This is a genomic window from Kaistia soli DSM 19436, assembly GCF_900129325.1.
In the GTDB taxonomy this organism is placed as follows: Bacteria; Pseudomonadota; Alphaproteobacteria; order Rhizobiales; family Kaistiaceae; genus Kaistia; species Kaistia soli.
In genome coordinates this window covers 607,580-628,536 of sequence record NZ_FQUP01000001.1, presented here as the reverse complement: position 1 = coordinate 628,536, position 20,957 = coordinate 607,580, and the positions used below count along the sequence as shown (strand labels likewise).

Here is a 20,957-nt window from a genome sequence, read left to right as displayed (position 1 = left end):
TCGGCGGGCCTTTTTCTTTTCGATCAGTCTTTCTTCTGCGGCGAGAACTGCTCGAAAATATGCTCCATCGACTTCCAATAGGTGTCGGTCATCAGACGATTGGCATCGAACAGCCGATCGATCACCTCTTCATTGCTGGCAGGGGCGTCCGGCGTGGGTTCCGGCTCCTTCTCGGGCTCGGAGGTCTTGCCAAGGAAACTGTTCATCAGCACCACGAAGGGCAGGTCGGGCTGCTTCTCCACCTTGGGCTTCGGCGGCTGAGTCATGTCCTGCATGAAGCGCAGGAAGGGGTTTTCGATCTTTTCCGTCTGCCGCTGCAAGCCGCCCATCATCATGTTGGCGACGACCGGCATCATGCGCCGCACCACGTCCTGCGTGATACCGGTGGCTGCTTCGACCTGCAGCGAGACGGCCCGGGCGATCTCGGGCGAGCCGAACAGCTTCTCGAGCATCCCGTTGCCGTCATCCATCGCCTTTGGCGACATCGCGGCGAACGGATTGTCGAAATAGGACTGGTAGGGACCGCTGCCGAGCGCTTGCCAGAAGGCGGCGACGCCGAACGGATCGGCCGCGTTCTTGCGCATGCCCAGCCAGAAGGCCGGCATCATCGCTTCGACCGCTCGCGCCTGCTGTTCAGCGGAGAGGCCGAACTCCTTCTGCATCATCGGGCCGAAAGAGCTCTGCTGAGCTTCCCGCATCAGATCGTAGAAGGTCTTCATCGCCTGCTCCCCTTGGAGCCGCCATGATCGGACCGCGTTGGCGTTTCGTCAAATCCGCGGCGTGGCGGCCGTGACAGCCGCCGCTCTCTGCCAATCCGACGTCTTAATGCGCCATGAGAATCGGGATCGACTGCTTGTGCAGCATGCCGCGCGTCGCGCCGCCGAGGATCCATTCGAGCAGGCGGCTATGGCCATAGGCGCCCATCACGATGAGGCCCGCAGCGGTCTCAGTCGCCTGCTGGCGGAGCGCAGCGGCGACATCCTTGTGCGGGTTGGGAATCGTGTGCGTCGTCGCGGCAATGCCGTGCCGCGCCAGATAGCCGGTCACGCGCTGGCCCGTCGGCAGGTCCTTGCCGTCGTCAACGATGACGATGTCGACTGCGTTCGCGGCGGACAGGAACGGAATCGCGGAGCGCACGGCGCGGGCAGCGGTAATCGTGCCGTCCCAGGCGATGATGACCCGGCCGAGATCGAGGCTCGCCGGCGGCGTGGCGCGCGGAATGATCAGCAGCGGCGCGCCGGCATGGAAGAGAATCGCTTCGATGAGCGCCTCGCGCACAGGCTCCGGCCGGTCACGATCATCCTCGGCGACGACGACGAGATCGGCGAGCCGGAGTTCGTGCACGACCTCGTCGAGCCCGCCTGCCGAGATGACCTCGACGGAACGCGTCTCCGCTGTGACGCCGCTCGCCTCAACGGCTGCGAGGAAGGCCGCGTCAGCCTCCTTGGCGCCCCGAACGGCTTCGTTGCGCGCGCTGACCATGAAATCGACCGGAACCGGGGCAACCGCATAGCCGGGAACAACGGGATCATAAACGAGGCTGAGCCCGGTCAGATGCCCGCCGAGCCGCTTGGTGAGGTCGATCGCGACGGGAAGAGCCGGCCGGCTGCCGCTCTGGTCGACGACAACGGTGATGTCCTTGATATCCATCCTGGCTCTCCCTGATCGAAGCCGGCCCCCGGCCCGCAGACGTCAATAGGCATGCCGTCTGAATACTTCGCCAATATCGCCATGCCAATCGCCGCGATAGGCGGCAAGCAGGCGCTCCGCAGGCGTCATGCCGCTGGCGACCGTTTCCTGCAGTGGCGCGAGATAGACGCTTTCGTCGACGCCTTCACCGTTCAGCCGCGCGCGACGCGCGAGCCCGGCACGGGCGATCTCGACCATCTCGCCGGCGATCTCGCGCACCGTCCGCGAGCGCATCGGCGTCTTGAGGCCGAGGCGGGGAACCGTGTCGCGCAGAGCCTGACGCTCTTCAGCGGTCCAATCGGCGATGAGGTCATAAGCGGCGTCGAGAGCGATCTGGTCATAGAGGAGGCCAACCCAGAGCGCCGGCAGCGCCGTCAGCGTCCGCCACGGGCCCGCATCGGCGCCGCGCATCTCGATATATTTCTTCAGCCGCACATCGGGGAACAGTGTCGTCAGATGGTTGTTCCAGTCGGAAAGCGTGGCGCGCTCGCCGGGAAGTCCGGGCAGGCGGCCGTCAAGCAGGTCGCGGAACGACTGGCCGGCGACATCGTGATAGAAGTCGCCGCGCTTGACGAAATACATCGGTACATCAAGCGCCCATTCGACATAGGACTCGAAGCCGAAGCCCGCATCGAAGACGAATGGGATGAGGCCTGAACGCTGGTTGTCGGTGTCGCGCCAGATCTCCGCGCGGTTCGATAACAGCCCGTTGGCGGCATTGTCGATGAACGGCGAATTGGCGAAGAGCGCTGTCGCAACGGGCTGCAAGGCCAGCGAGACACGCATCTTCTTGACCATGTCTGCCTCGTCGGCGAAGTCGAGATTGACCTGCACGGTCGATGTCCGGAACATCATGTCGAGCCCGCGCGTGCCGACCTTCGGCATGTAGCGGGCCATGATCTCGTAGCGCGACTTCGGCATGACCGGCGTTTCGGCCAGCGACCAGATCGGCGATGCGCCGAGGCCGATGAAGCCGATGCCGAGCGGTTCGGCGCATTCGCGAACCTGCGCGAGATGGGCATGCAGTTCCCGGCATGTCTGATGCACAGTTTCGAGCGGCGCGCCGGAAAGCTCGAACTGCCCGCCCGGTTCCAGCGAAATGGCGCCGCCACCGACGGGATCGACCAAGCCGATGATGAGGCCACGATCCTCGATCGGCTGCCAGCCAAGCATGCCTTCCATCAGGCGGAGGATACGCTCTATGCCGCGGGGTCCTTCATAGGGAACCGGCGTGAGGTCATCCGTGTAGAAGCCGAATTTCTCGTGTTCGGTGCCGATGCGCCATTGGCTTTCCGGCTTGCCGCCAGACGCGATCGCCCCGATGAGATCGTCGCGAGATTCGACGATCGTGGAATCGGACACGTCGCGGGCCATGATGTCTCCGGCTTGGAAAAGGATCGGCACATTAGCGACGCACTCGGCGCTCGGCAAGGAAGGCTGTTACCGCAGCGTCGCATGGACGCGTCACCCTAAATCATGCAGCGATAGCCGCGGGCCAGAGGAGGAGAAAACCATGGCAACTGACGAGCGGCAGGTGGCGGTCATCACAGGCGGAACGCGCGGCATTGGCGCGGCCATCGCGCGGGCGCTGGCGGCGCGGGGCGTCGATCTGGTGCTGTTCGGCCGGCACCGCGACGCCGAGGTGGACGCGCTGCTGGCCGAACTCGGCACAGTGACGACGGTCGTTTTCGAATCAGGCGACGCCGGCGATCCGGCCACGGCGGAACGCCTTGTCGCAGCCGCACTCGCGAAATTCGGCCGCATCGATTATCTGGTGCCAGCGGCCGGTGGTGCCGTGCCGGGTACGGCGCTTTCGATCAGTCTCGATGCGTGGGACGAGGCGTTCCGCGTCCATGTCCACGCACCATTCCATCTGTTCCGCGCCGCTCATGCAGCGCTTGCCGCGCGGGGCGGCGCGATGCTGCTCGTGTCATCGGTGGCTGGATTGCGCGGCTGCCCCGGCACCGTCGCCTACCAGACCGTGAAAGGCGCACTGCCGCAGATGGGCCGCGCACTTGCCCGCGACCATGGCCACGAGAACATCCGCGTCAACACCATCTGCCCTGGCATCATCGAGACGCGCTTTCACGCGGCGATGACGCCAGAGGCGCGACGGAACAATCTCGACAATCGCATTCCGCTGCACCGCTTCGGAACATCCGAAGATGTGGCAAGTGCGGCGGTCGAGCTTCTGACCAACCCCTTCATCACCGGGGAAACGCTGGTTGTCGACGGCGGAATGAGCATGCGGATGGTCTGACGGAAAGAGCAGGCGCTGGAACGAAAACGCGTGCAGCGGCGTTCTTGTCTGTGATCGGCGGTCTTCGTGCCGTCAGCAGGACAAGGACGAAATCCATGAGAATCCGCAGCCTGATCGGACCCGCCATATTTGCCGCCGGCCTTTTCGCGGCGAGCGCTGCCGGCGCCCAAAGCGTCATCATCGATGGGGGCGGCGTGCGCGTCGCGCCGCCGTCCTATGAAGTGGCGCCGCCGCCGCCACCACCCGGCCGTTGGGATCGTGGTCCCGGCTATAGCGACAACAATGAGGGCATCGGACCGCGCGAAGCCCGCAGCATCGCCCGCTCGGCTGGCGTCGTTGAAACCTTCGGAGTCGATCGGCGTGGCCGCGTCTGGGTGGTGGAAGGCGCGGATCGCCGCGGCCGTCCGATGCGCGTTACCATCAGCGCCCGCTCGGGCGATATCATGGACGTCGAGCGCGCGCGTCGCGGTTAGTCCGTAGTATGATCAGACGGTCCGGCTTCGTCGCCGGGCGTCTGATCTTTCGGACGGGCTGGGCGGGTTGCTCCGGCTCGTTCCTCGAATTGCAGCAGGCGTAGCGAACCGATTTCGGCCCGCGCGCCTGCTTCCGCATCTGCCCGCAGGGCCGCCTCGACATAGGCGATATGCGCTTCTGCAGCGTCGCGGGCGGCTTTGCTGTCGCCCGAAAGGATCGCGTCGAGCAAGCTTCGATGCTGTGCGAGCAATGCATCGCGCGAGCCGGCATGGCCATAAAGGCGGCCGCGGCTGTAGAAAACCCCGTCAGAGAGCAGGCGGTAGCAGGCGCGCAGCACGTGAATCATGACGATATTGTGCGACGCTTCACCGATGGCCTGGTGAAACTCGACGTCGAGCGCGGCTTCGCGCCTGAAATCGGCTTCGCCATGCGCCGCCTCCATAGCGGAGAAGATGCGAGCAAGGATCGTACGATCTGATTCGGTCGCGCGCGCCGCTGCCATCGCCGCCGCCGTCGCCTCGACCTCACGGCGAAATTCGAGGTAGTCCGCGCCGGCCTTGCGGGAGCCCGCGATGAGGTCGATCACGGGACTCGCGAACAACGTTCCCTCGATCGACGCGACATAGGTGCCGCCGCCGTGCCGGCTCTCGATGAGCCCGCGAGCCTCGAGCCCCTTCAGCGCCTCGCGCAGTACCGGACGCGAGACATCTAGCCGCGCCGCGAGATCACGCTCGCCCGGCAGGCGGTCGCCCGGATGCAGCACGCCTTCCAGGATGAGCAGCTCGATCTGCCGGCTGACCTCATCGGCGGTCGGACGGGATTTGATGGGTTGAAACGGCATGAAGATCAGATTATGAGCATCGGACAGAGTGGTCAATTAAATGATCCAGTTGTCCGCCGCGCTGGCTGAAGCGGCGGTTTCTCGACAGGTGGATGGCATCCATGTCAATCGCGACCGCAACCTCGATCGACGATCTCCGGCTGATGGCGAAGCGGCGTGTTCCCAAGGCCTTCTTCGAATATTGCGACCACGGCTCCTATGCCGAGGAGACGCTGAACGCCAACCGCGCCGACCTGAAGGCTTTGAGGCTGCGCCAGCGCGTGATGGTCGACGTCTCCAATCGCTCGACTGAGACGACGATCCTCGGCGAGAAGGCGACGTTCCCCTTTGCGCTCGCGCCGACTGGCTTGACCGGCATGCAGCATGCCGATGGCGAGATCCTCGCCGCGCGCGCGGCCGAGCGAGTTGGCATTCCTTTCTGCCTCTCCACCATGTCGATCTGCTCGATCGAGGATGTCGCTGCCGGAACCACGAAGCCGTTCTGGTTCCAGCTCTATGTCATGAAGGATCGCGGCTTCGCCAAGTCGCTGGTCGATCGTGCGATCGCCGCCAAGTGCAGCGCGCTCGTGCTGACGGTCGACCTGCAGGTGCAGGGCCAGCGCCATCGAGACATCAAGAACGGCATGACCGTGCCGCCGCGCGTCACGCTGGCCAATGTCATCGATATCGCCACCAAGCCGGACTGGGCGCTCAAGGTCCTGCGCGGCAAGCGCAAGACCTTCGGCAATCTCGAGGGCTTCGTGAAGGGCATGACGGGCGTCAAGTCGCTCGGCCAGTGGATCGCCGGCCAGTTCGATCCGGCGCTGAACTGGAATGACGTGGCCTGGATCCGGTCGATCTGGCCCGGCAAGCTGATCATCAAGGGCGTGCTCGACGTCGATGACGCGCGCGCCGCTGCCGCCACCGGCGCGGATGGCATCGTGGTGTCCAATCATGGCGGCCGCCAGCTCGACGGCGCACCCTCGGCCATCTCGACATTGCCGCGCATCGTCGAGGCGGTGGGCAGCGAGACCGAGGTGATGTTCGACAGCGGAGTCCGCTCAGGTCAGGACGTGCTGCGGGCCCTCGCGCTCGGCGCGAAGAGCTGCATGATCGGCCGCGCCTTCCTTTATGGCCTCGGTGCGGGTGGCGAGGCTGGCGTCGCCAAGGCGATCGACATCATCGGCCGCGAGCTGGACGTCTCGATGGCGCTCACCGGGCGTCGCACCATCGCCGAGATCGACGGCACAGTGATCGATCGGGGCTAGGCGGCTGCCCGGTTCGTCCCTAGGCTCGTCCGAAAGGTTAGGCCTTGGGACGGAACGATCGGTCATGGGCACGCTTCAATCCGGCGACAGGTCACAGTTTCCTGATCCGGTCTTTCGAGAGACGGTACTGAAGCCGCTCTTCGACGGCGCACGACACCACCATGCCGAGGCGTTGCGCCGCATCGATTTCGCTCATCTGGTGATGCTGGTCGAGACGGGCATCCTGGACCCGGCGCAGGGCGGGGCACTCGCGCGCGCACTCGGTGCGATGGAACGGGAGATCGACCCTGCCACGCTCGTCTATGGTGGCGATGTGGAGGACTACTTCTTCCACATGGAGAAGGAGCTGAAACGACGCGTCGGCGCCGATATCGGCGGCCGTCTGCATACGGCGCGTTCGCGCAACGATATCGATCATACCTTCCTGAAGCTCGGCCTGCTTCCCCGCATCGACGGATTATTGGCGGCCTTGCGCGGATTGCTCGGCGCACTGATTGAGGCCGCGACGCGGGACCGGGATACGCTGATCGTCGCCTATACCCATGGCCAGCCGGCCCAGCCGACGACCTATGGCCACTATATCGCGGCGATGATCGAGGTGCTGATCCGCGACATCCAGAGGATCGAGGCGGCCCGTTCGATCGTCGATCTCTGCCCGCTCGGCGCGGCTGCGATCACCACAACCGGGTTCCAGACCGATCGCCACCGCGTCGCGGAACTGCTGGGCTTCGCTGCGCCGCTGCAGAATTCCTATTCCTGCATCGCCGCCGTGGACTATCTGACCGCCACCTATGACGCGCTGGCCCTGCTGTTCCTGCATCTTGGCCGGCCGGTTCAGGATTTCCTGTTCTGGTCGAGCTTCGAGGTCGGCCAACTCTATCTGCCGAATGCCTTCGTGCAGATTTCCTCGATCATGCCGCAGAAGCGCAATCCGGTGCCGTTCGAGCACTTGCGGCATCTGTCCGGCCAGACCGTCGGGCGCGCCCGCGCTGTGGTCGATCTCCTTCACAACACGCCCTTCACCGACATGACCGACAGCGAGGCCGAGACCCACGAGATGGGCTATCAGGCTTTTGATGTCGGCCTGCGCGTCCTCGCGCTTCTGACGGCCACCATTGAAGCGGCGCGCATCGATTCCGAAAGGGTCGCCGTCAATCTCGATCGTTCCTGCGCCACGATCACCGAACTCGCCGATCGCCTCGTGCGCGAGGAAGGGCTGCCGTTTCGGCTTGCGCATGAGATTGCAGCCGACGTTGCGCGGGCCGTCGTCGCGGCATCCGGAACCTTGCGACAAGATGGCTATCCCACTTTTGTCGCGGCGTTCGAGCGTCATGTCGGCCGACGCCCGGCCGCCGACCAGATGGCCTTCGCGGACATGGTGTCGCCGGAAGCGTTTATAGCCGTTCGCGACCGCTTCGGCGGTCCCGCGCCAGCGGCGCTTGACGCAGCGCTCGCCGGGTATCGATTGGCGCTGGGGGAGTTCGATCGGCGGGCGCGCGAGGCTGCGCAGCGCCGGACCGACGCATCGGATATGCTCAGGCGCCGGGTCGAGGAGATCGCGCGCGTCTGACGTGGGCGCGCCAGCGTGTCGCGGCCGCCTTCGGATGGATGCGAGGCTATGGTGGCGCAATCCGGGGGGATGCTGATGCGCGAAGGCCCAAGACGGTTTGCCGATCATCCATTGCGGAATGCCGCGCTGCACGAAGTGCATGCGCGGCCGTTCCACATGATCGAGGCACCGCGCCTCGTTCTCCACTACGCCTTCATGACAGATACGGCCCAGTCGGACGCGGCGCGCCGCAATCTCGCGGCCCTCTGCCTCAGAATTGGAGAGGCGCAGCCGGGGCCTGAGGCGCGTCATCATGTCGTAGCGCTCGCCGGCGGCTCGCTTCGCTGGGAAAGTCATGCGGAGTTTACGACCTATAGCTGGGACGTGCGGGGCGGGACCGGCGCATTGCCCGCGGAGACGCCGTTCGGCGCTGCGTTCGAGCCGCCGGGGCCGTTGATGGTCGCGGCGCGGCTCGACCTCGTTGCCGATCTTCGCCCGCCGGCCGAGCTTTTCGCCGGCTTCGACCCCGGATCGCTCGCCGCTTCGCAAGCTGCCGGCGGCCGCGCTCTGATCGCGACCGACTTTCGTGAGGACGGCGACGGATTCACGCGCCTTCTGGTCGTCGATCGCGGGCTCGGCCCGCAGGAAGCGGGGCCGCTGGTCCAGCGGCTGTTGGAGACCGAGACCTATCGCGTCATGGCCATGCTGGGTCTTCCCGAAGCGCAGCGCCTGCAGCCCGAGATACGCCGCATCGAGACGCAGCTTGTCGACGATACGCGCCGCTTCCGCAGCGGGGGCGGCTTCGACACCAATCGCCTCCTGCTCGATGACCTGACGGCGCTGGCCGGCGATCTCGAAGCAGGCGCGGCGGAATCGGCGTTCCGCTTCGGAGCCAGCCGCGCCTATGCCGAGATCGTCAGCCTGCGCCTCAACGCCATGGATGAGCAGCCGATCGAGGGCTATTCGAGCTTCACCGCGTTTCTCGCGCGCCGGATGGCGCCGGCCATGCGCACCTGCCTGACGCTGGAGCAGCGCCAGCAGGATCTCTCCCGCAAGCTCGCCCGCGCCGCCGCGCTGCTGCGCGCCCGCGTCGATGTCGAGCTTTCGCAGCAAAATCGCGCGTTACTTCATTCGATGAACCACCGCGCCCGTTTGCAGCTTCGCCTGCAGCAGACGGTCGAAGGCCTCTCGGTGGCGGCTGTTAGCTACTATGTCGTCGGCCTTGTCGGCCATCTGGCGGAAGGCGCGCCGGTGCTCGGCCTTCATATCGAGCCGACCACGATCGAGGCGCTGGCCGTCGTGCCCGTCGCGCTCGCCGTCTGGTTCCTCGTCCGCCGCATCCGCCGTCATCACGCGGACGGGGGAGAGGCCTAGAAGCGAAGCGTGTTGTCATGCCGACCAGATGACGAGCCAGGCCGGCTGGCGCACTATCACTGACGCATGACAACCTTGCATCTCATCTGCGGTCTGCCAGGATCGGGCAAGACCACCCTGGCCCGCCAGCTTGAAGAGGACGGCGCCGGCGTTCGCCTGTCGCCCGACGACTGGATTCTGGCGCTTGGTTTTGCAATCGATGACGAAGAGGCCCGGACGCGCGTCGAAGACCTGCAATGGACTTTGGCGCAGCGGATACTTGCCGGCGGCAGCAGTGTCATTCTGGAAAACGGGTTCTGGACGAGAGAGGAACGGTCGGCGTATCGATCCACCGCGCTGCAGCTGGGAGCCGAAACACGTCTCCACTTTCTCGATGTACCGCTCCACGAGCTGACACGGCGCCTCGCCATCAGAAACCGTGACCTGCCGAAAGCCGCGCAGGTCGATCCCGGGCATCTGGAGGCATGGTCACGTCTGTTTGAGCGGCCGGACGGGAACGAACTGGCGGGCTAGTCAAACGATGTCCGTTCAGCCGCCGATCATCGACTCGAGCCCGTCATCCCAGGCGGGATGCTCGCCATAGAGGCCGGCCAGATAGTCGATGAACAGCCGGACCTTCGCCGCGAGATAGCGCCGGCTCGGATAGACCGCATGGACGGCGACGCGGCGCGACGCCCGGTAGGCGGGCAGGACATGCACCAGCTGGCCGGCCCTCAATTCCGGACCGACATCCCAGGTCGAGCGGAGCGCTATGCCGAAGCCGCCCAGCACCGCCGCACGCACCACCTCGTTGGAATTGGTCCTGAGCCGCCCGTCGATATGCACGGTAACGGGTCCTTCGCTTCCTTCGAGGCGCCAGGGATCCTGCCCCGCGGTGGCGAGCAATGCATGGCGGGAAAGGTCCGCTAGACTCTGCGGCGTGCCGTGCGCGGCGAGATAACCCGGCGTCGCACAGAGCAGCCGGTGATTGGGCGCAAGGCGGCGGGCGACGAGGCTCGAATCGGTCAGCTCGGCGATACGGATCGCGACATCGACGCCATCCTTTACGAGGTCGACGAAATCGTCCGAGAGCGCGAGATTGACCGTGAGGCCTGGATTGGCTTCCAGGAAGCGGCCGAGATGCGGCGCGACATGCAGGCGGCCGAATGAGGTCGGCGCCGAAATCTTGAGCGTGCCGCGCGCGACGTCCGAGCGGCGGCTGACATAGGCCTCGGCCTCTTCGATCGAAGCGAGGATCTGCACGACGCGGTCATGGAAGCCGCGCCCCGCCTCGGTGAGCGCGATCTGCCGCGTCGTGCGCTGCAAGAGCCGCGTGCCCAGTCGCTCTTCGAGCCGCTTCAACCGCTTGGAGACGACAGCCGGCGATAGGCCGAGCTCGCGCCCCGCCGCCGAGAGACTGCCGGCGGTAATGACTCGGGCGAAGATTTCCATGTCCGTGAACGCGCTCATGCGCGGCATCGTGGCAATAAAAGCCGGCGATTTTCAACCCCAGGGAAACGATGATTGTTGACGACGTGGCTTTAGGTGATGGTGGCTCCGTCCTAGAGTGCTTGTGCCGTTGCCGACAGGCGGGAGGGACCGATGTCAGCTATCCTGATGCCGAAGCCGGACGAGCGGGTGCTGGCCCGTCGTGATGCGATCATTGCCGGCCTCGCGACTCTTCTGCCGCCCGAGGCGCTGATCACGTCGGAGGACGAACGCCGCGCCTATGAAACCGACGCGCTTACCGCCTATCGGCAGATGCCGCTTGCCGTCGTGCTGCCGGAAACGACCGAACAGGTCTCGGCGATCCTGGCCTTCCTGAATGCCGAGGGCGTGAAGGTGGTCGCGCGCGGGGCAGGGACGTCGCTGGCCGGTGGCGCGCTGCCGGCGGCCGATGCGGTGGTGCTCGGCGTCTCCAAGATGAACAAGATTCTGGACGTCGACATCGCCAACCGGACCATCCGCGTCGAGGCGGGCGTCACCAATCTCGGCGTTTCCGGCGCCGTGCAGCATCTTGGCTTCTTCTACGCGCCGGACCCGTCGAGCCAGCTCGCCTGCACCATCGCTGGCAATATCGGCATGAATTCCGGCGGCGCGCACTGCCTCAAATACGGCGTCACCACCAATAACGTTCTCGGCGTGAAGATGGTGATGATCGACGGCACGATCGTCGAGATCGGCGGCGCGGCGCTCGATGCGCCGGGTCTCGACCTGCTCGGCCTCATCGTGGGCTCGGAAGGGCAGATCGGTGTCGTGACCGAGGCCACGCTGCGCATCCTCCCGCTGGCAGAGGGCGCGCGGCCCATGCTGATGGGCTTCCAATCGGCTGAGGATTGCGGCGCCTGCGTCGCGGCGATCATCGGTTCGGGCATCATCCCAGTGGCGATCGAATATATGGATCGTCCGGCGATCCGCGTCTGCGAGGCCTTCGCCCATGCCGGCTATCCGCTCGATGTCGAAGCGCTGCTGATCATCGAAGTCGAGGGCTCGGAAGAGGAGATCGCCGATCTCATCTCCCGCATCACTGCCATCGCCGCCGACTACAATCCCTCGACGATGAAGGTGTCGCAGTCGGAAGCCGAAAGCGCCGCGATCTGGAAGGGCAGGAAATCTGCCTTCGGCGCGATGGGCCGCATCGCGGACTATATGTGCATGGACGGCACCATCCCGACCGGTCAGTTGCCGCGGGTGCTCACCGGCATTGCCGATATCTGCAGCGGCTACGGGCTCGAAGTCGCGAATATCTTCCATGCCGGCGACGGCAATCTGCATCCGCTCGTGCTCTTCAACGCCAATAAGCCAGGGGAACTCGAAAAGGCGGAAGCAGCCGGCGCCGACATCCTGAAGCTCTGCGTCGAGGTCGGCGGCTGCCTGACCGGCGAGCACGGCGTCGGCGTCGAGAAGCGCGAGTTGATGGTGCACCAGTTCAACACGATCGACCTCGATCAGCAGATGCGCATCAAGACCGCGCTTGACCCGCAATGGCTGCTCAATCCGCACAAGGTCTTCCCCCTGGAAGGACGTCCGGTTTGACCTCCATTCTCCTCCCCGATAGCGAGGCCGAGATCGAGGCGATCCTCGCAGATGCTGCCGCGACAGGTTCACCTATTGCTATTCATGGCGGCGGCAGCCGCGATATCGGCCGGCCGGTCCAGGCGGCGCGCATGCTCTCCACCCGCGCGATGACCGGTGTCACGCTTTATGAGCCGAGCGAACTGGTGCTGTCGGCACGTGCCGGCACGCCGCTCGTCGAGATCGAGGCCCTGCTTGACCAGAACCGGCAGCGCCTCGCCTTCGAGCCGATCGACTATCGCGGACTGCTCGGCACGAAGGGCGAGCCGACGATCGGCGGCGTGACGGCATCGAATGCGAGTGGTCCCAGGCGTATCCAGGCCGGAGCGGCACGCGATCATCTCATCGGCGTCCGCGCCACCACCGGGCGCGGCGAGACGATCAAATCCGGCGGCCGCGTGATGAAGAATGTCACCGGCTATGATTTCGTGAAGCTGCTCGCCGGCTCATGGGGCACGCTCGGCGTTCTCACCGAAGTGACCTACAAGCTGCTGCCGAAGGCCGAGACCGAGACGACGCTGGTCTTCGAGGGGCTCGACGATGTCCGCGCCGTCGAGGCGATGACCACGGCGCTCGGAACGCCCTTCGAGATCACCGGCGCGGCGCATCTTCCCGGCGCGCCGTCGAAGACGCTGCTGCGCTTCGAAGGCTTCGCCAATTCCTGCGAATACCGCACGGCAAGGCTGCGCGACCTGCTGGCCGCCTTTGGCGATGCCGAAGCGGTGCGGGATGAGGATTCCGCCGATCTCTGGCGCGCCATCCGCGATGTCAGCCCGCTTGAAGCCCGCGAGGATGAGGTTGTCTGGCGCATTTCGGTGAAGCCGACAGACGGACCAGCCGTCGCGGCGCGCCTTCGCGCGGAACTCGGCGCGCGCTGCTTCTTCGACTGGTCGGGCGGGCTTGTCTGGACCGCAATCGCGGGACCGGCGGATGGTGGCGGGGCGAGCGTGCGCAATCTCATGGCAGCGCTCGGGGGACACGCGACCATGATCCGTGCGCCGCATGGCCTCCGCGCCGCAATCTCACCGTTTCAGCCCGAGTCGCCGGCCGTCACGGCCATCACGCACCGGATCCGCGAGAGTTTCGATCCGGCCGGCATCCTCAATCCGGGCCGCATGGGTTAGCAATGCAAACCTCTTTCACTCTGGCCCAGCTCGCCGATCCCGATACGCGCGAATCCGAGAAGATCCTCAGGACCTGCGTCCATTGCGGCTTCTGCACGGCGACCTGTCCGACCTATCTGCTGCTCGGCGACGAGCTCGACAGCCCGCGCGGCCGCATCTACCTGATCAAGGACATGCTCGAAGGCGGCAAGCCGGCCAATGACGAGGTGGTCAAGCATGTCGATCGCTGTCTTTCCTGCCTCTCCTGCATGACGACCTGCCCCTCGGGCGTGCATTACATGCATCTCGTCGATCACGCCCGCGCGCATATCGAGGAGACCTATCGCCGCCCGTTCGCCGATCGGGTCATGCGCAGCCTGATCGCGCATGTCCTGCCTTATCGCAGCCGATTCCGCCTGGCGCTGGTCGGTGCGGCGGCGGCGCGTCCCTTCGCGCGCAGCATCGGCCGCATGCCGGGCCTTGCCCGCATCGGCGCCATGCTGGCGCTCGCGCCGAGATTTCCTTCGGGACGCAGCCCTTCTGAGGTGCCGGGCACCTTCGAGGCAGAGGGTAAGCGCCGCGGGCGTGTCGCGCTGCTCGCCGGCTGCGTCCAGCCGGTGCTGGACCCCGCGATCAACGAGGCGGCGATCCGCCTTCTGACGCGCGTCGGCGTCGAGGTGGTGATCGCCAAGGGCGACAACTGCTGCGGATCGCTGGCGCATCATATGGGCCGTTCGCACGACGCCCATGCGACCGCCAAGGCGACGATCGACGGCTGGATCGCCGAGATGGACGGCGCGGGGCTTGATGCGATCATCGTCACCGCGTCTGGCTGCGGCACGACGATCAAGGATTACGGCTTCATGTTCCGCGAGGATCCGGACTATGCCGAAAAGGCGGCGCGGGTGTCGGCCATCGCCCGCGACATCACGGAATATCTGGAAAGCCTCAAGCTTGAGCGCGCCGCGTTGCCGGAGCCATTGACGGTCGCCTATCACTCGGCTTGCTCGCTGCAGCACGGCCAGCAGATCAAGGTGACGCCGAAGACGCTGTTGCAGCGCGCGGGCTTCACGGTGCGCGACGTACCCGAGGGGCATATCTGCTGCGGCTCGGCCGGCACCTACAACATGTTGCAGCCGGAGATTTCAGGCCAACTCAAGGCGCGCAAGCTCGCCAATATCGCCAAGGTGAAGCCCGACATCATCGCCGCCGGCAATATCGGCTGCATGACGCAGCTCGCCTCGGGAACGGCGACGCCAGTCGTGCACACGATCGAGTTGCTTGACTGGGCCTATGGCGGGCCGAAGCCGGAAGGCATCAGCTAGGACTTCCGATAAGGCACAAACGGCTGGCGCATCGGAAGCGCCGGCGCGGCACTTTGGAGGATGCCGCGCCTTCGTTGGCGTATCAGCGCCAGCCGAGCGCCGGCGCCACGTGCTTCAGGATGGCCTCGATCACATGGGCGTTGTAGTCGACGCCGAGTTGGTTCGGGACCGTGAGCAGGAGCGTATCCGCCGCCGCCACGGCCTCGTCCTGCTTCAGCTCGGCGATCAACGCATCCGGCTCGGCGGCATAGCTGCGGCCGAAGATCGCGCGCGTGTTCTCGTCGATGAAGCCGATCTGGTCCTGATCTTTGCCGCTGCGCCCGAAATAGGCGCGGTCACGGTCGTCCATGATTGCGAAGATGCTGCGGCTCACCGAAACGCGCGGCGCGCGTTCATGGCCGGCTTCCTTCCAAGCCTCGCGATAGGCCTCGATCTGCTTGGCCTGCTGGATATGGAACGGCTCGCCGGTCTCGTCGTCCTTCAGCGTCGAGCTCTGCAGGTTCATGCCCTTCTGCGCCGCCCAGCGCGCCGTCGCATTCGAACCGGCGCCCCACCAGATCCGCTCGCGCAAACCTTCCGAGAACGGCTCAAGCCGCAGCAGGCCCGGCGGGTTGGGGAACATCGGCCGCGGATTCGGTTTGGCGAAGCCTTCGCCGCGCAGCACGTCGAGGAACACCTCGGCATGGCGGCGGCCCATATCGGCGTCGGTCTGGCCTTCGGCCGGGGCATAGCCGAAATGGCGCCAGCCATCGATCACTTGCTCGGGCGAGCCGCGGCTGATGCCGAGCTGCAAGCGGCCGCCGGAGATGACGTCGGCGGCACCGGCATCCTCCGCCATGTAAAGCGGATTCTCATAGCGCATGTCGATGACGGCCGTGCCGATCTCGATGCGGCTCGTCTTGGCGCCGACAGCGGCGAGCAGCGGGAAGGGCGAGGCGAGCTGGCGCGCAAAATGATGCACGCGGAAATAAGCGCCGTCCGCGCCAAGCTCCTCGGCGGCGACGGCGAGGTCTATCGATTGCAGCAGCGTGTCGGAGGCTGATCGCGCGCCTGACTGAGGCGACGGCGACCAGTGCCCGAACGAAAGAAAGCCGATCTTCTTCATGAAATGAACGTCCGTTGCCCGTGTTTTGATGTGGAACACAGATGGCGGTTACGGACGCGCCGGGCAAGCCGCGCCGGCCGTTGCGCCCGGCGCGTTTCGATGGACGCTCTGTTCACTGCTCGGCGCTACAGCGCAGACTGTTCGATTTCGTCAGCGTGCCGCTCGTAAAATCGAAGGTGACAAGCTGCTCGATCACGGGTGTCAGGCCGTTCTTCTGGATCGAGGCGAGATCCTTGCAATTCTTCTTCGTTGGCTTCTCGGCGCTTCCGGTCCAGAAGACGGCCTTCGCGGAATCGATCTTGATATCATCGTCCGAATAGCCGCCCGAGAAGACCTCTTTCTTGCTGGCAAGGTCATAGATCAGCAGGTCCCGGTCTGGGCCGGTCCCTGCGTCGATCAGGAAGTAGTTGCCGACCAGCTTGAGCAGATAGAAGGCATCGTCGCGAGAGCCTATGACGAGGTCTGTCTTGAGCTTCTTGGTGCTGCAGACAGGCTTCGGCGAGGCCGTGTTGTCGCGCACGAGATACGTGTTGCCGACATCCTCGCCATGGGGAACTTCGACGATCAGGAAGGATGCGTTCGACGTGCATTTCGGCGCCGCCAGCGCTGGCGTCGCGGCAGCCAAGGCAAAGCTTGCGACTGCAAGGGAAATACTCGCAGCGAGCCCAAGCCTCCGACCTGTCTGACGATGCGCTGACATCATTTGTCTCCTTCATATGCCCATGCACCTGCGGCCATCGCAGGTGCAACCCAGCGACAGATCGTCAGCTTCCTTATCGTCCCGTCAAGCCTCGTTTGACGTAAGCTGCGCTTCAGCGAGAGCGCCGCGCACGATGATCCGCGCCAGTGCCTGCGTCTCCGCAATGACGGCTTCGTGCGGCAGGCCGCAGACGTCATGAAGGACCACCAGCGTCTCGATCCCAGTCAGGAGAGCGATGCCGTGGACCATGCGGTCAAGGACGTCGGGCGGAAAGTCCGCGGCAACGGGAGCGAGCGCTTCCCGGATCCAGCCGAGGCGACGGCCGCCCCGGCGGGAGGGGGGACGTTTCCCGCCACCGACCGAAACGCTGAGGAAGGTGCGAAAGAGCGCCTCATGCGTCATGACCATCGCAATGATCGAGCCGGCGATGATCTCGGCCCTTTCCTCCGGACCCGCGCCAGCAGGCGCCTGCGCGAAGCTTACTTCTGCGAATTCGCGCGCAATCGCGTCGAGCACCGCTTCATGCGCCATCGGCTCCGGGGCCGAAAAATAGCGATAGGCGGTCGCCCGCGAAATCTGCGCGCGGTCCGCCGCCTCGGCCACTGTTGGATGCGTCCCCTCGGCTAACAACTCACGCGCTGCTGCGAGCAGCGCGTTTCGCGTCCGCTGTTTTTGCGCAACCCGCTCGAAACTCTCTTGACTGGGCACCTGAAAACTCTTTATGAGACAAATGTCGCGTAACGATAAAAATGTATCACAAACAAGGAGCAATCACAAATCATGACCTCTCTTTCCGCCACTCCAGTCCAGTCGCGGGCCGCCCCCGCGACAGTCCACCTGCTTGGTACTCTGGTCACCTTCCGTGCGCTTGCTGCCGATACCGAGGGCGCCTTCTCGCTCGTTGAAGCCTTGACCGCGCCTGGCCAAGGCACGCCGCCGCATCTCCAGCGCGACGATGCTGAAGCCTTCTACGTGCTCGAGGGCGAGTTCGAATTCATGCTCGCGGGAACCACGGCGCGAAGCGGCCCGGGTGCCTTCCACTATGTCCCGCGGGGCGTTCCGCACGGTTTTCGTAATCCCGGTGACGTGCCCGCGCGCATGCTCATCATCAACCTGCCGGGCGGCCTGCATGAGAACTTCTTCCGCGAGGCGGGCGACCCGGTGGCCGACGGCTCGGTGTTCCCGCCGATGACGGCGCCCGACATTCCGCGCCTCGTCGCGGCGGCCGGGCGCTATGGCATCGAGATGCTGCCGCCGGCATGACCCAACATGCGCAGCGATCCGCGAGGTCTCAGCGGGCCTTGCGGATCGCTGCCACCGTCATGTCGATCAGCGCGCTCGTCGTCGTCTTGGCGGGGCGGCGCATATAGGTGACGAGGTCGTCGCCGATCGGGCTGGTCCAGCGGGTGTGGATCGCGGCCATGCCTTTGGCGGCGCCGACAGCGGACAGGATCTGGGCGGCGTTGCAGTCGACGTCATGGCCGCAGCCGCCGATGATCTCGAGCGTCCGGTCGAAATCGCCATTGCCGAACCAGAGCGCGACGACCTGCGCGGCGGCGTTCGGATAAGCGTGGATCCAGTTATACTCGACATATTCCGCGTCGCAGAGAGCCCAGGCCGCCTCCCAATCGGGCGACGTCTTGGCCGCGTCGAGCGCGAAGCGCACCACCGCTCCATATTCGGTGTCGGCGGGCATCAGTGCGACGGTCTCTTCGGTCAGCGCGCGGAAATCGGTCGTCACGAAGGCGCGCGCGACGAGTACGGCGTTAAAGACTTCGCCGAGAATGCCGTTGCCGGTATGTGAGACCTCGGCGTCGAGCCAGGCGAGCCGCGCCGCCTCGCGCGCGCGGCCAGGAGCCACCATGCCGCAGATCGCGCCTCGCATCTGTGCGCCGATCCACTCATCGAAGGGATTGCCATCCTCGGCTGAAAGCGGCGGATAAAGGCCGCGCTTCAGGTTGTCGAGCGCCACGGCCTCGGCCGACCATGCAACCGGAATGAGGCCGACCCATCGATCGGCGACGTCGGCGCTGGTAACGGCATAGCCGTTGTCTTCAAAGGCATAGAGGAAGGCGAGCTCGAAGGTGATGTCGTCATTATAGGTGTTCGGCGGCCGCATATAACGGTCGATCCGGCCAAAGGCCGCCTTCAGCTTTTCGGCCGTATAGCCTTCGAGCGCCGTGCCGACGGCCGCGCCGATGATCTGGCCCCACCAGGCCCCTGCGATCCGATCGCGGAAGGCGTCCGCGGCAACATCGACCGCAACATCATCCGGGAAGGCAGCGCCGGCGGCAAATTCGTCGAAGCGCGCGATGCGGCGCGTTTTCTGCGAGCGATGGTCTGGGTCCGGCGCCGCCGCACGCAGCACCGCCTTCAGGCGGGCATGGATGGCGTGCAGTCGTTCAAAATCGCCGCGTTCGCAGGCTTCGAGCCCCGACTTGAGCAGGTCCTCATGCGGCGGTACGCGCCAGCCCTTGTTCTCCAGGGACTGTACAGCCGCGACGGCGAGGCTTTCCGGCGCGCCTGAGCCCGGTACATTCGATTGCCAGAACAGCTTCAGCCAGAAATCCTGTTCGCGAATCGCCGCCGACGCATCCCAGGTCTGCTCTTCCTCGGCAAGCAGCACAGGCTCGGCATTGCGGAGGAGGTCGCGGGCATATTCCCAGGCTTTCATCGGTGGTTCCTGCTGATGAATGTTCGGCTGACGCGGTTGCGGACCGGCAGAGGTTAAGGAATTTCGCCGGCCTGTCGACTGCAAAGCCGGATGGTCTCAAGGAGTTTCCACTGATGGCGAGCTATGTTGCGCTGCTCTATTCGATCGTCCTCGGCGAAGGTCGGCGCGTTGTGATGGCCGATCTACGCGCGATGGCCGCCGAACTCGGCCTCGACAATCCGCAAACCGTGGTGGCGACCGGCAATCTGGTTTTCGATAGTGCCGAGACCCCGCTCGCCACGCTGGAGCGGCAATTGGAGGGTGCCTTTGCGGATCGGTTCGGCAAAAGGATCGATTTCATCCTGCGCCGCGCCGACGACTGGCACCGGCTCGCGGTCGGCAATCCATTTCGCACAGCGGCTGGCGCCGATGGAAGCCTCGTGCATGTCCGCGTGATGCGCGAAAAATTGACCGCGAGCGAACTGCAGCGCCTCGCACCCTACGCAACTGGCGGCGAACAGCTCCGTCTTGTCGATGGCGATCTCTGGATTTATTTCGCCGGTCAGCGACCGAGCGAGGGACGGATGCTCGGCCAGTTAACGGCGCGACGGGGTGGCATCGGCACAGTACGCAATTGGAACACCGTCGCCAGGATCGTCGCGCTGCTGGACGCGCGGATGAGCGGCTGATCAGGCGCCGGGCGCCTGATGGTCATGCTCGGCGAAGGCGAGCGCGGCTGCCGTATCGCCGCTGATATGCGCCTTCAGGTAGGCTTCGGTCTCCGGCAGCGCGAGATGGAAGTTGGACAAAGGCTCGACTTGAAGCCTCAGATGATCGGCGTGGACGTCGAGCACGTGCCCGCCCTGACGGCGATCGCGCGAGATGAAATGGAAATGATAGCCAGCGACGCTGAACGGACCTGAAAATTCCGGCGACCAGATGCCGACCAGCGTTCCGTCAACATCTGTCAACGTGAATTCATGCTGCGTCTTCACCGCGTCCACGAGCTTGGTGCCGGGCGGCGGCGGGCTGACGGCTCTTGCCTTCACCGCGGCGAAGCGGCCGTCGAGGCGCAGGGCGTAGAAGATGTTGCCCGAGGCACGGAATGGGTCGCAGAGCGCTTCGAGTTCGGCGAAGCTGGCGATGCTCGTGATCAGGGTTTCCTGCTCCGGCGTGAAGCGGGTGACGATCGCGAACGGAACGCCCGCGTCATCAGGAGCTTCAGTGACGGTGCCCGAAACGTCGGCATGATAGGCGTGCCCTTCCAGGATGATCATCTCGCCGTCGAGCCCGGTGAACGTGCCGAGCCCGAAATCGCCGTGGTCGAGGATTGTCTCGACGCTCGCCTCGCGATCATAAACTCCGGCGACCAGCGCCCCTGAGGTCGAAACCTGGAACACCGTGTGCAGCGACGTCTCGAAATAGCTGGCGAGCGCATCGCGGACGATCGCGTCGAGGCTGCGCCCGGAGCGTGCCATCTCCGCATGAACAGACGCGCGCAGCGAGGTCGGAAGCTTGATGTTCATGACGTCCATGGGGTGGTTTGTGGCGGCCGCCGGAGAGTGCAGTGCGCAGCCCCGTCT

At 65.2% G+C, this 20,957-nt stretch carries 21 protein-coding genes; 11 read left to right on the top strand and 10 right to left on the bottom strand.

Going from position 1 to position 20,957, the window contains the following annotated elements:
* Window positions 1-23 precede the first annotated feature (23 nt).
* The 3 genes from BUB39_RS03210 to BUB39_RS03200 all read right to left on the bottom strand — a co-directional run bounded on the left by BUB39_RS03210 (window position 24) and on the right by BUB39_RS03200 (window position 3,063).
* Entirely contained in the window at window positions 24-719 is a 696-nt protein-coding gene (locus tag BUB39_RS03210; protein ID WP_073051572.1) for a DUF937 domain-containing protein, read from the bottom strand.
* Between the two features lie 103 nt (window positions 720-822).
* Window positions 823-1,650, bottom strand: a complete 828-nt coding sequence (locus BUB39_RS03205; RefSeq protein ID WP_073051571.1) for a universal stress protein — start codon at window positions 1,648-1,650, stop codon at window positions 823-825.
* A 42-nt stretch (window positions 1,651-1,692) separates the two neighbouring features.
* Window positions 1,693-3,063 (bottom strand): glutamate--cysteine ligase, encoded by a 1,371-nt coding sequence (locus BUB39_RS03200; protein WP_073051570.1) that lies wholly within the window; start codon window positions 3,061-3,063, stop codon window positions 1,693-1,695.
* Between the two features lie 139 nt (window positions 3,064-3,202).
* Here BUB39_RS03200 and BUB39_RS03195 point away from each other — a divergent pair, with 139 nt between their 5' ends.
* Both BUB39_RS03195 and BUB39_RS03190 read left to right on the top strand, forming a co-directional pair.
* Window positions 3,203-3,949 carry an SDR family NAD(P)-dependent oxidoreductase gene (locus tag BUB39_RS03195; RefSeq protein WP_073051569.1) on the top strand — a complete coding sequence of 249 codons (747 nt, stop codon included), beginning with the start codon at window positions 3,203-3,205 and terminating at the stop codon, window positions 3,947-3,949.
* A 95-nt stretch (window positions 3,950-4,044) separates the two neighbouring features.
* Window positions 4,045-4,422, top strand: coding sequence for a hypothetical protein (locus BUB39_RS03190; protein WP_073051568.1), 378 nt, complete (start codon window positions 4,045-4,047; stop codon window positions 4,420-4,422).
* Here the strand turns inward: BUB39_RS03190 and BUB39_RS03185 are convergent.
* A complete protein-coding gene (locus tag BUB39_RS03185) occupies window positions 4,419-5,264 on the bottom strand; it encodes a FadR/GntR family transcriptional regulator (protein WP_073052721.1) in 846 nt (281 codons plus the stop codon). The two genes, BUB39_RS03190 and BUB39_RS03185, sit on opposite strands and share 4 nt — an antisense overlap.
* A gap of 107 nt (window positions 5,265-5,371) precedes the next feature.
* Here BUB39_RS03185 and BUB39_RS03180 point away from each other — a divergent pair, with 107 nt between their 5' ends.
* From BUB39_RS03180 to BUB39_RS03165, 4 genes are all read left to right on the top strand, one after another.
* A complete protein-coding gene (locus tag BUB39_RS03180; protein WP_139251410.1) occupies window positions 5,372-6,511 on the top strand; it encodes an alpha-hydroxy acid oxidase in 1,140 nt (379 codons plus the stop codon).
* 64 nt (window positions 6,512-6,575) lie between these two features.
* A complete protein-coding gene (locus BUB39_RS03175; protein WP_073051566.1) occupies window positions 6,576-8,081 on the top strand; it encodes an argininosuccinate lyase in 1,506 nt (501 codons plus the stop codon).
* Between the two features lie 48 nt (window positions 8,082-8,129).
* Complete coding sequence (locus BUB39_RS03170; RefSeq protein WP_244540135.1) at window positions 8,130-9,434, top strand: DUF3422 family protein; 1,305 nt, start codon at window positions 8,130-8,132, stop codon at window positions 9,432-9,434.
* Between the two features lie 75 nt (window positions 9,435-9,509).
* Window positions 9,510-9,947: a P-loop nucleotide/nucleoside kinase family protein gene (locus BUB39_RS03165; RefSeq protein WP_210187018.1), complete on the top strand. Its 438-nt coding sequence runs from the start codon at window positions 9,510-9,512 to the stop codon at window positions 9,945-9,947.
* A gap of 15 nt (window positions 9,948-9,962) precedes the next feature.
* On the opposite strand, the gene BUB39_RS03160 is transcribed toward BUB39_RS03165, so the two are convergent.
* Window positions 9,963-10,883: a LysR family transcriptional regulator gene (locus BUB39_RS03160; RefSeq protein ID WP_073052719.1), complete on the bottom strand. Its 921-nt coding sequence runs from the start codon at window positions 10,881-10,883 to the stop codon at window positions 9,963-9,965.
* 132 nt (window positions 10,884-11,015) lie between these two features.
* Between BUB39_RS03160 and BUB39_RS03155 the strand changes: the two genes are divergently transcribed.
* From BUB39_RS03155 to glcF, 3 genes are read left to right on the top strand one after another with little or no spacing between them, the layout of a single operon-like run.
* Complete coding sequence (locus tag BUB39_RS03155; protein ID WP_073051564.1) at window positions 11,016-12,449, top strand: FAD-linked oxidase C-terminal domain-containing protein; 1,434 nt, start codon at window positions 11,016-11,018, stop codon at window positions 12,447-12,449.
* The gene (locus BUB39_RS03150) at window positions 12,446-13,612 is read left to right on the top strand and encodes an FAD-binding protein (RefSeq protein WP_073051563.1); all 1,167 of its coding nucleotides are present in this window, start codon (window positions 12,446-12,448) and stop codon (window positions 13,610-13,612) included. The genes BUB39_RS03155 and BUB39_RS03150 overlap by 4 nt, the downstream gene beginning before the upstream one ends.
* Before the next feature lie 2 nt (window positions 13,613-13,614).
* On the top strand, window positions 13,615-14,916 hold the full coding sequence (gene glcF, locus BUB39_RS03145) for a glycolate oxidase subunit GlcF (protein WP_073051562.1): 1,302 nt from the start codon (window positions 13,615-13,617) through the stop codon (window positions 14,914-14,916).
* A gap of 82 nt (window positions 14,917-14,998) precedes the next feature.
* On the opposite strand, the gene BUB39_RS03140 is transcribed toward glcF, so the two are convergent.
* The 3 genes from BUB39_RS03140 to BUB39_RS03130 form a co-directional block, all read right to left on the bottom strand.
* Window positions 14,999-16,021 (bottom strand): LLM class flavin-dependent oxidoreductase, encoded by a 1,023-nt coding sequence (locus BUB39_RS03140; protein WP_073051561.1) that lies wholly within the window; start codon window positions 16,019-16,021, stop codon window positions 14,999-15,001.
* Between the two features lie 112 nt (window positions 16,022-16,133).
* Window positions 16,134-16,721, bottom strand: coding sequence for a hypothetical protein (locus tag BUB39_RS03135; RefSeq protein ID WP_139251322.1), 588 nt, complete (start codon window positions 16,719-16,721; stop codon window positions 16,134-16,136).
* Between the two features lie 84 nt (window positions 16,722-16,805).
* Window positions 16,806-17,429 (bottom strand): TetR family transcriptional regulator, encoded by a 624-nt coding sequence (locus tag BUB39_RS03130; RefSeq protein WP_073051559.1) that lies wholly within the window; start codon window positions 17,427-17,429, stop codon window positions 16,806-16,808.
* A 72-nt stretch (window positions 17,430-17,501) separates the two neighbouring features.
* Between BUB39_RS03130 and BUB39_RS03125 the strand changes: the two genes are divergently transcribed.
* Entirely contained in the window at window positions 17,502-17,984 is a 483-nt protein-coding gene (locus BUB39_RS03125) for a cupin domain-containing protein (protein WP_073051558.1), read from the top strand.
* 28 nt (window positions 17,985-18,012) lie between these two features.
* On the opposite strand, the gene BUB39_RS03120 is transcribed toward BUB39_RS03125, so the two are convergent.
* Window positions 18,013-19,395, bottom strand: a complete 1,383-nt coding sequence (locus tag BUB39_RS03120; RefSeq protein ID WP_073051557.1) for an ADP-ribosylglycohydrolase family protein — start codon at window positions 19,393-19,395, stop codon at window positions 18,013-18,015.
* Window positions 19,396-19,508: 113 nt separating this feature from the next.
* Here BUB39_RS03120 and BUB39_RS03115 point away from each other — a divergent pair, with 113 nt between their 5' ends.
* A complete protein-coding gene (locus BUB39_RS03115; RefSeq protein ID WP_073051556.1) occupies window positions 19,509-20,063 on the top strand; it encodes a DUF1697 domain-containing protein in 555 nt (184 codons plus the stop codon).
* On the opposite strand, the gene budA is transcribed toward BUB39_RS03115, so the two are convergent.
* Entirely contained in the window at window positions 20,064-20,900 is an 837-nt protein-coding gene (budA, locus tag BUB39_RS03110) for an acetolactate decarboxylase (RefSeq protein ID WP_210187017.1), read from the bottom strand. It lies immediately after the preceding gene.
* Window positions 20,901-20,957: the final 57 nt, after the last annotated feature.

What these genes read in the sequence shown, in the direction of transcription:
- BUB39_RS03210 (WP_073051572.1), bottom strand. Translation starts at nt 719, where the DNA reads ATGAAGACCTTCTACGATCTGATGCGGGAAGCTCAGCAGAGCTCTTTC.
- BUB39_RS03205 (WP_073051571.1), bottom strand. Translation starts at nt 1,650, where the DNA reads ATGGATATCAAGGACATCACCGTTGTCGTCGACCAGAGCGGCAGCCGG.
- BUB39_RS03200 (WP_073051570.1), bottom strand. Translation starts at nt 3,063, where the DNA reads ATGGCCCGCGACGTGTCCGATTCCACGATCGTCGAATCTCGCGACGAT.
- BUB39_RS03195 (WP_073051569.1), top strand. Translation starts at nt 3,203, where the DNA reads ATGGCAACTGACGAGCGGCAGGTGGCGGTCATCACAGGCGGAACGCGC.
- BUB39_RS03190 (WP_073051568.1), top strand. Translation starts at nt 4,045, where the DNA reads ATGAGAATCCGCAGCCTGATCGGACCCGCCATATTTGCCGCCGGCCTT.
- BUB39_RS03185 (WP_073052721.1), bottom strand. Translation starts at nt 5,264, where the DNA reads ATGCCGTTTCAACCCATCAAATCCCGTCCGACCGCCGATGAGGTCAGC.
- BUB39_RS03175 (WP_073051566.1), top strand. Translation starts at nt 6,576, where the DNA reads ATGGGCACGCTTCAATCCGGCGACAGGTCACAGTTTCCTGATCCGGTC.
- BUB39_RS03170 (WP_244540135.1), top strand. Translation starts at nt 8,130, where the DNA reads ATGGTGGCGCAATCCGGGGGGATGCTGATGCGCGAAGGCCCAAGACGG.
- BUB39_RS03160 (WP_073052719.1), bottom strand. Translation starts at nt 10,883, where the DNA reads ATGAGCGCGTTCACGGACATGGAAATCTTCGCCCGAGTCATTACCGCC.
- BUB39_RS03155 (WP_073051564.1), top strand. Translation starts at nt 11,016, where the DNA reads ATGTCAGCTATCCTGATGCCGAAGCCGGACGAGCGGGTGCTGGCCCGT.
- glcF (WP_073051562.1), top strand. Translation starts at nt 13,615, where the DNA reads ATGCAAACCTCTTTCACTCTGGCCCAGCTCGCCGATCCCGATACGCGC.
- BUB39_RS03140 (WP_073051561.1), bottom strand. Translation starts at nt 16,021, where the DNA reads ATGAAGAAGATCGGCTTTCTTTCGTTCGGGCACTGGTCGCCGTCGCCT.
- BUB39_RS03135 (WP_139251322.1), bottom strand. Translation starts at nt 16,721, where the DNA reads ATGTCAGCGCATCGTCAGACAGGTCGGAGGCTTGGGCTCGCTGCGAGT.
- BUB39_RS03125 (WP_073051558.1), top strand. Translation starts at nt 17,502, where the DNA reads ATGACCTCTCTTTCCGCCACTCCAGTCCAGTCGCGGGCCGCCCCCGCG.
- BUB39_RS03120 (WP_073051557.1), bottom strand. Translation starts at nt 19,395, where the DNA reads ATGAAAGCCTGGGAATATGCCCGCGACCTCCTCCGCAATGCCGAGCCT.
- BUB39_RS03115 (WP_073051556.1), top strand. Translation starts at nt 19,509, where the DNA reads ATGGCGAGCTATGTTGCGCTGCTCTATTCGATCGTCCTCGGCGAAGGT.
- budA (WP_210187017.1), bottom strand. Translation starts at nt 20,900, where the DNA reads ATGAACATCAAGCTTCCGACCTCGCTGCGCGCGTCTGTTCATGCGGAG.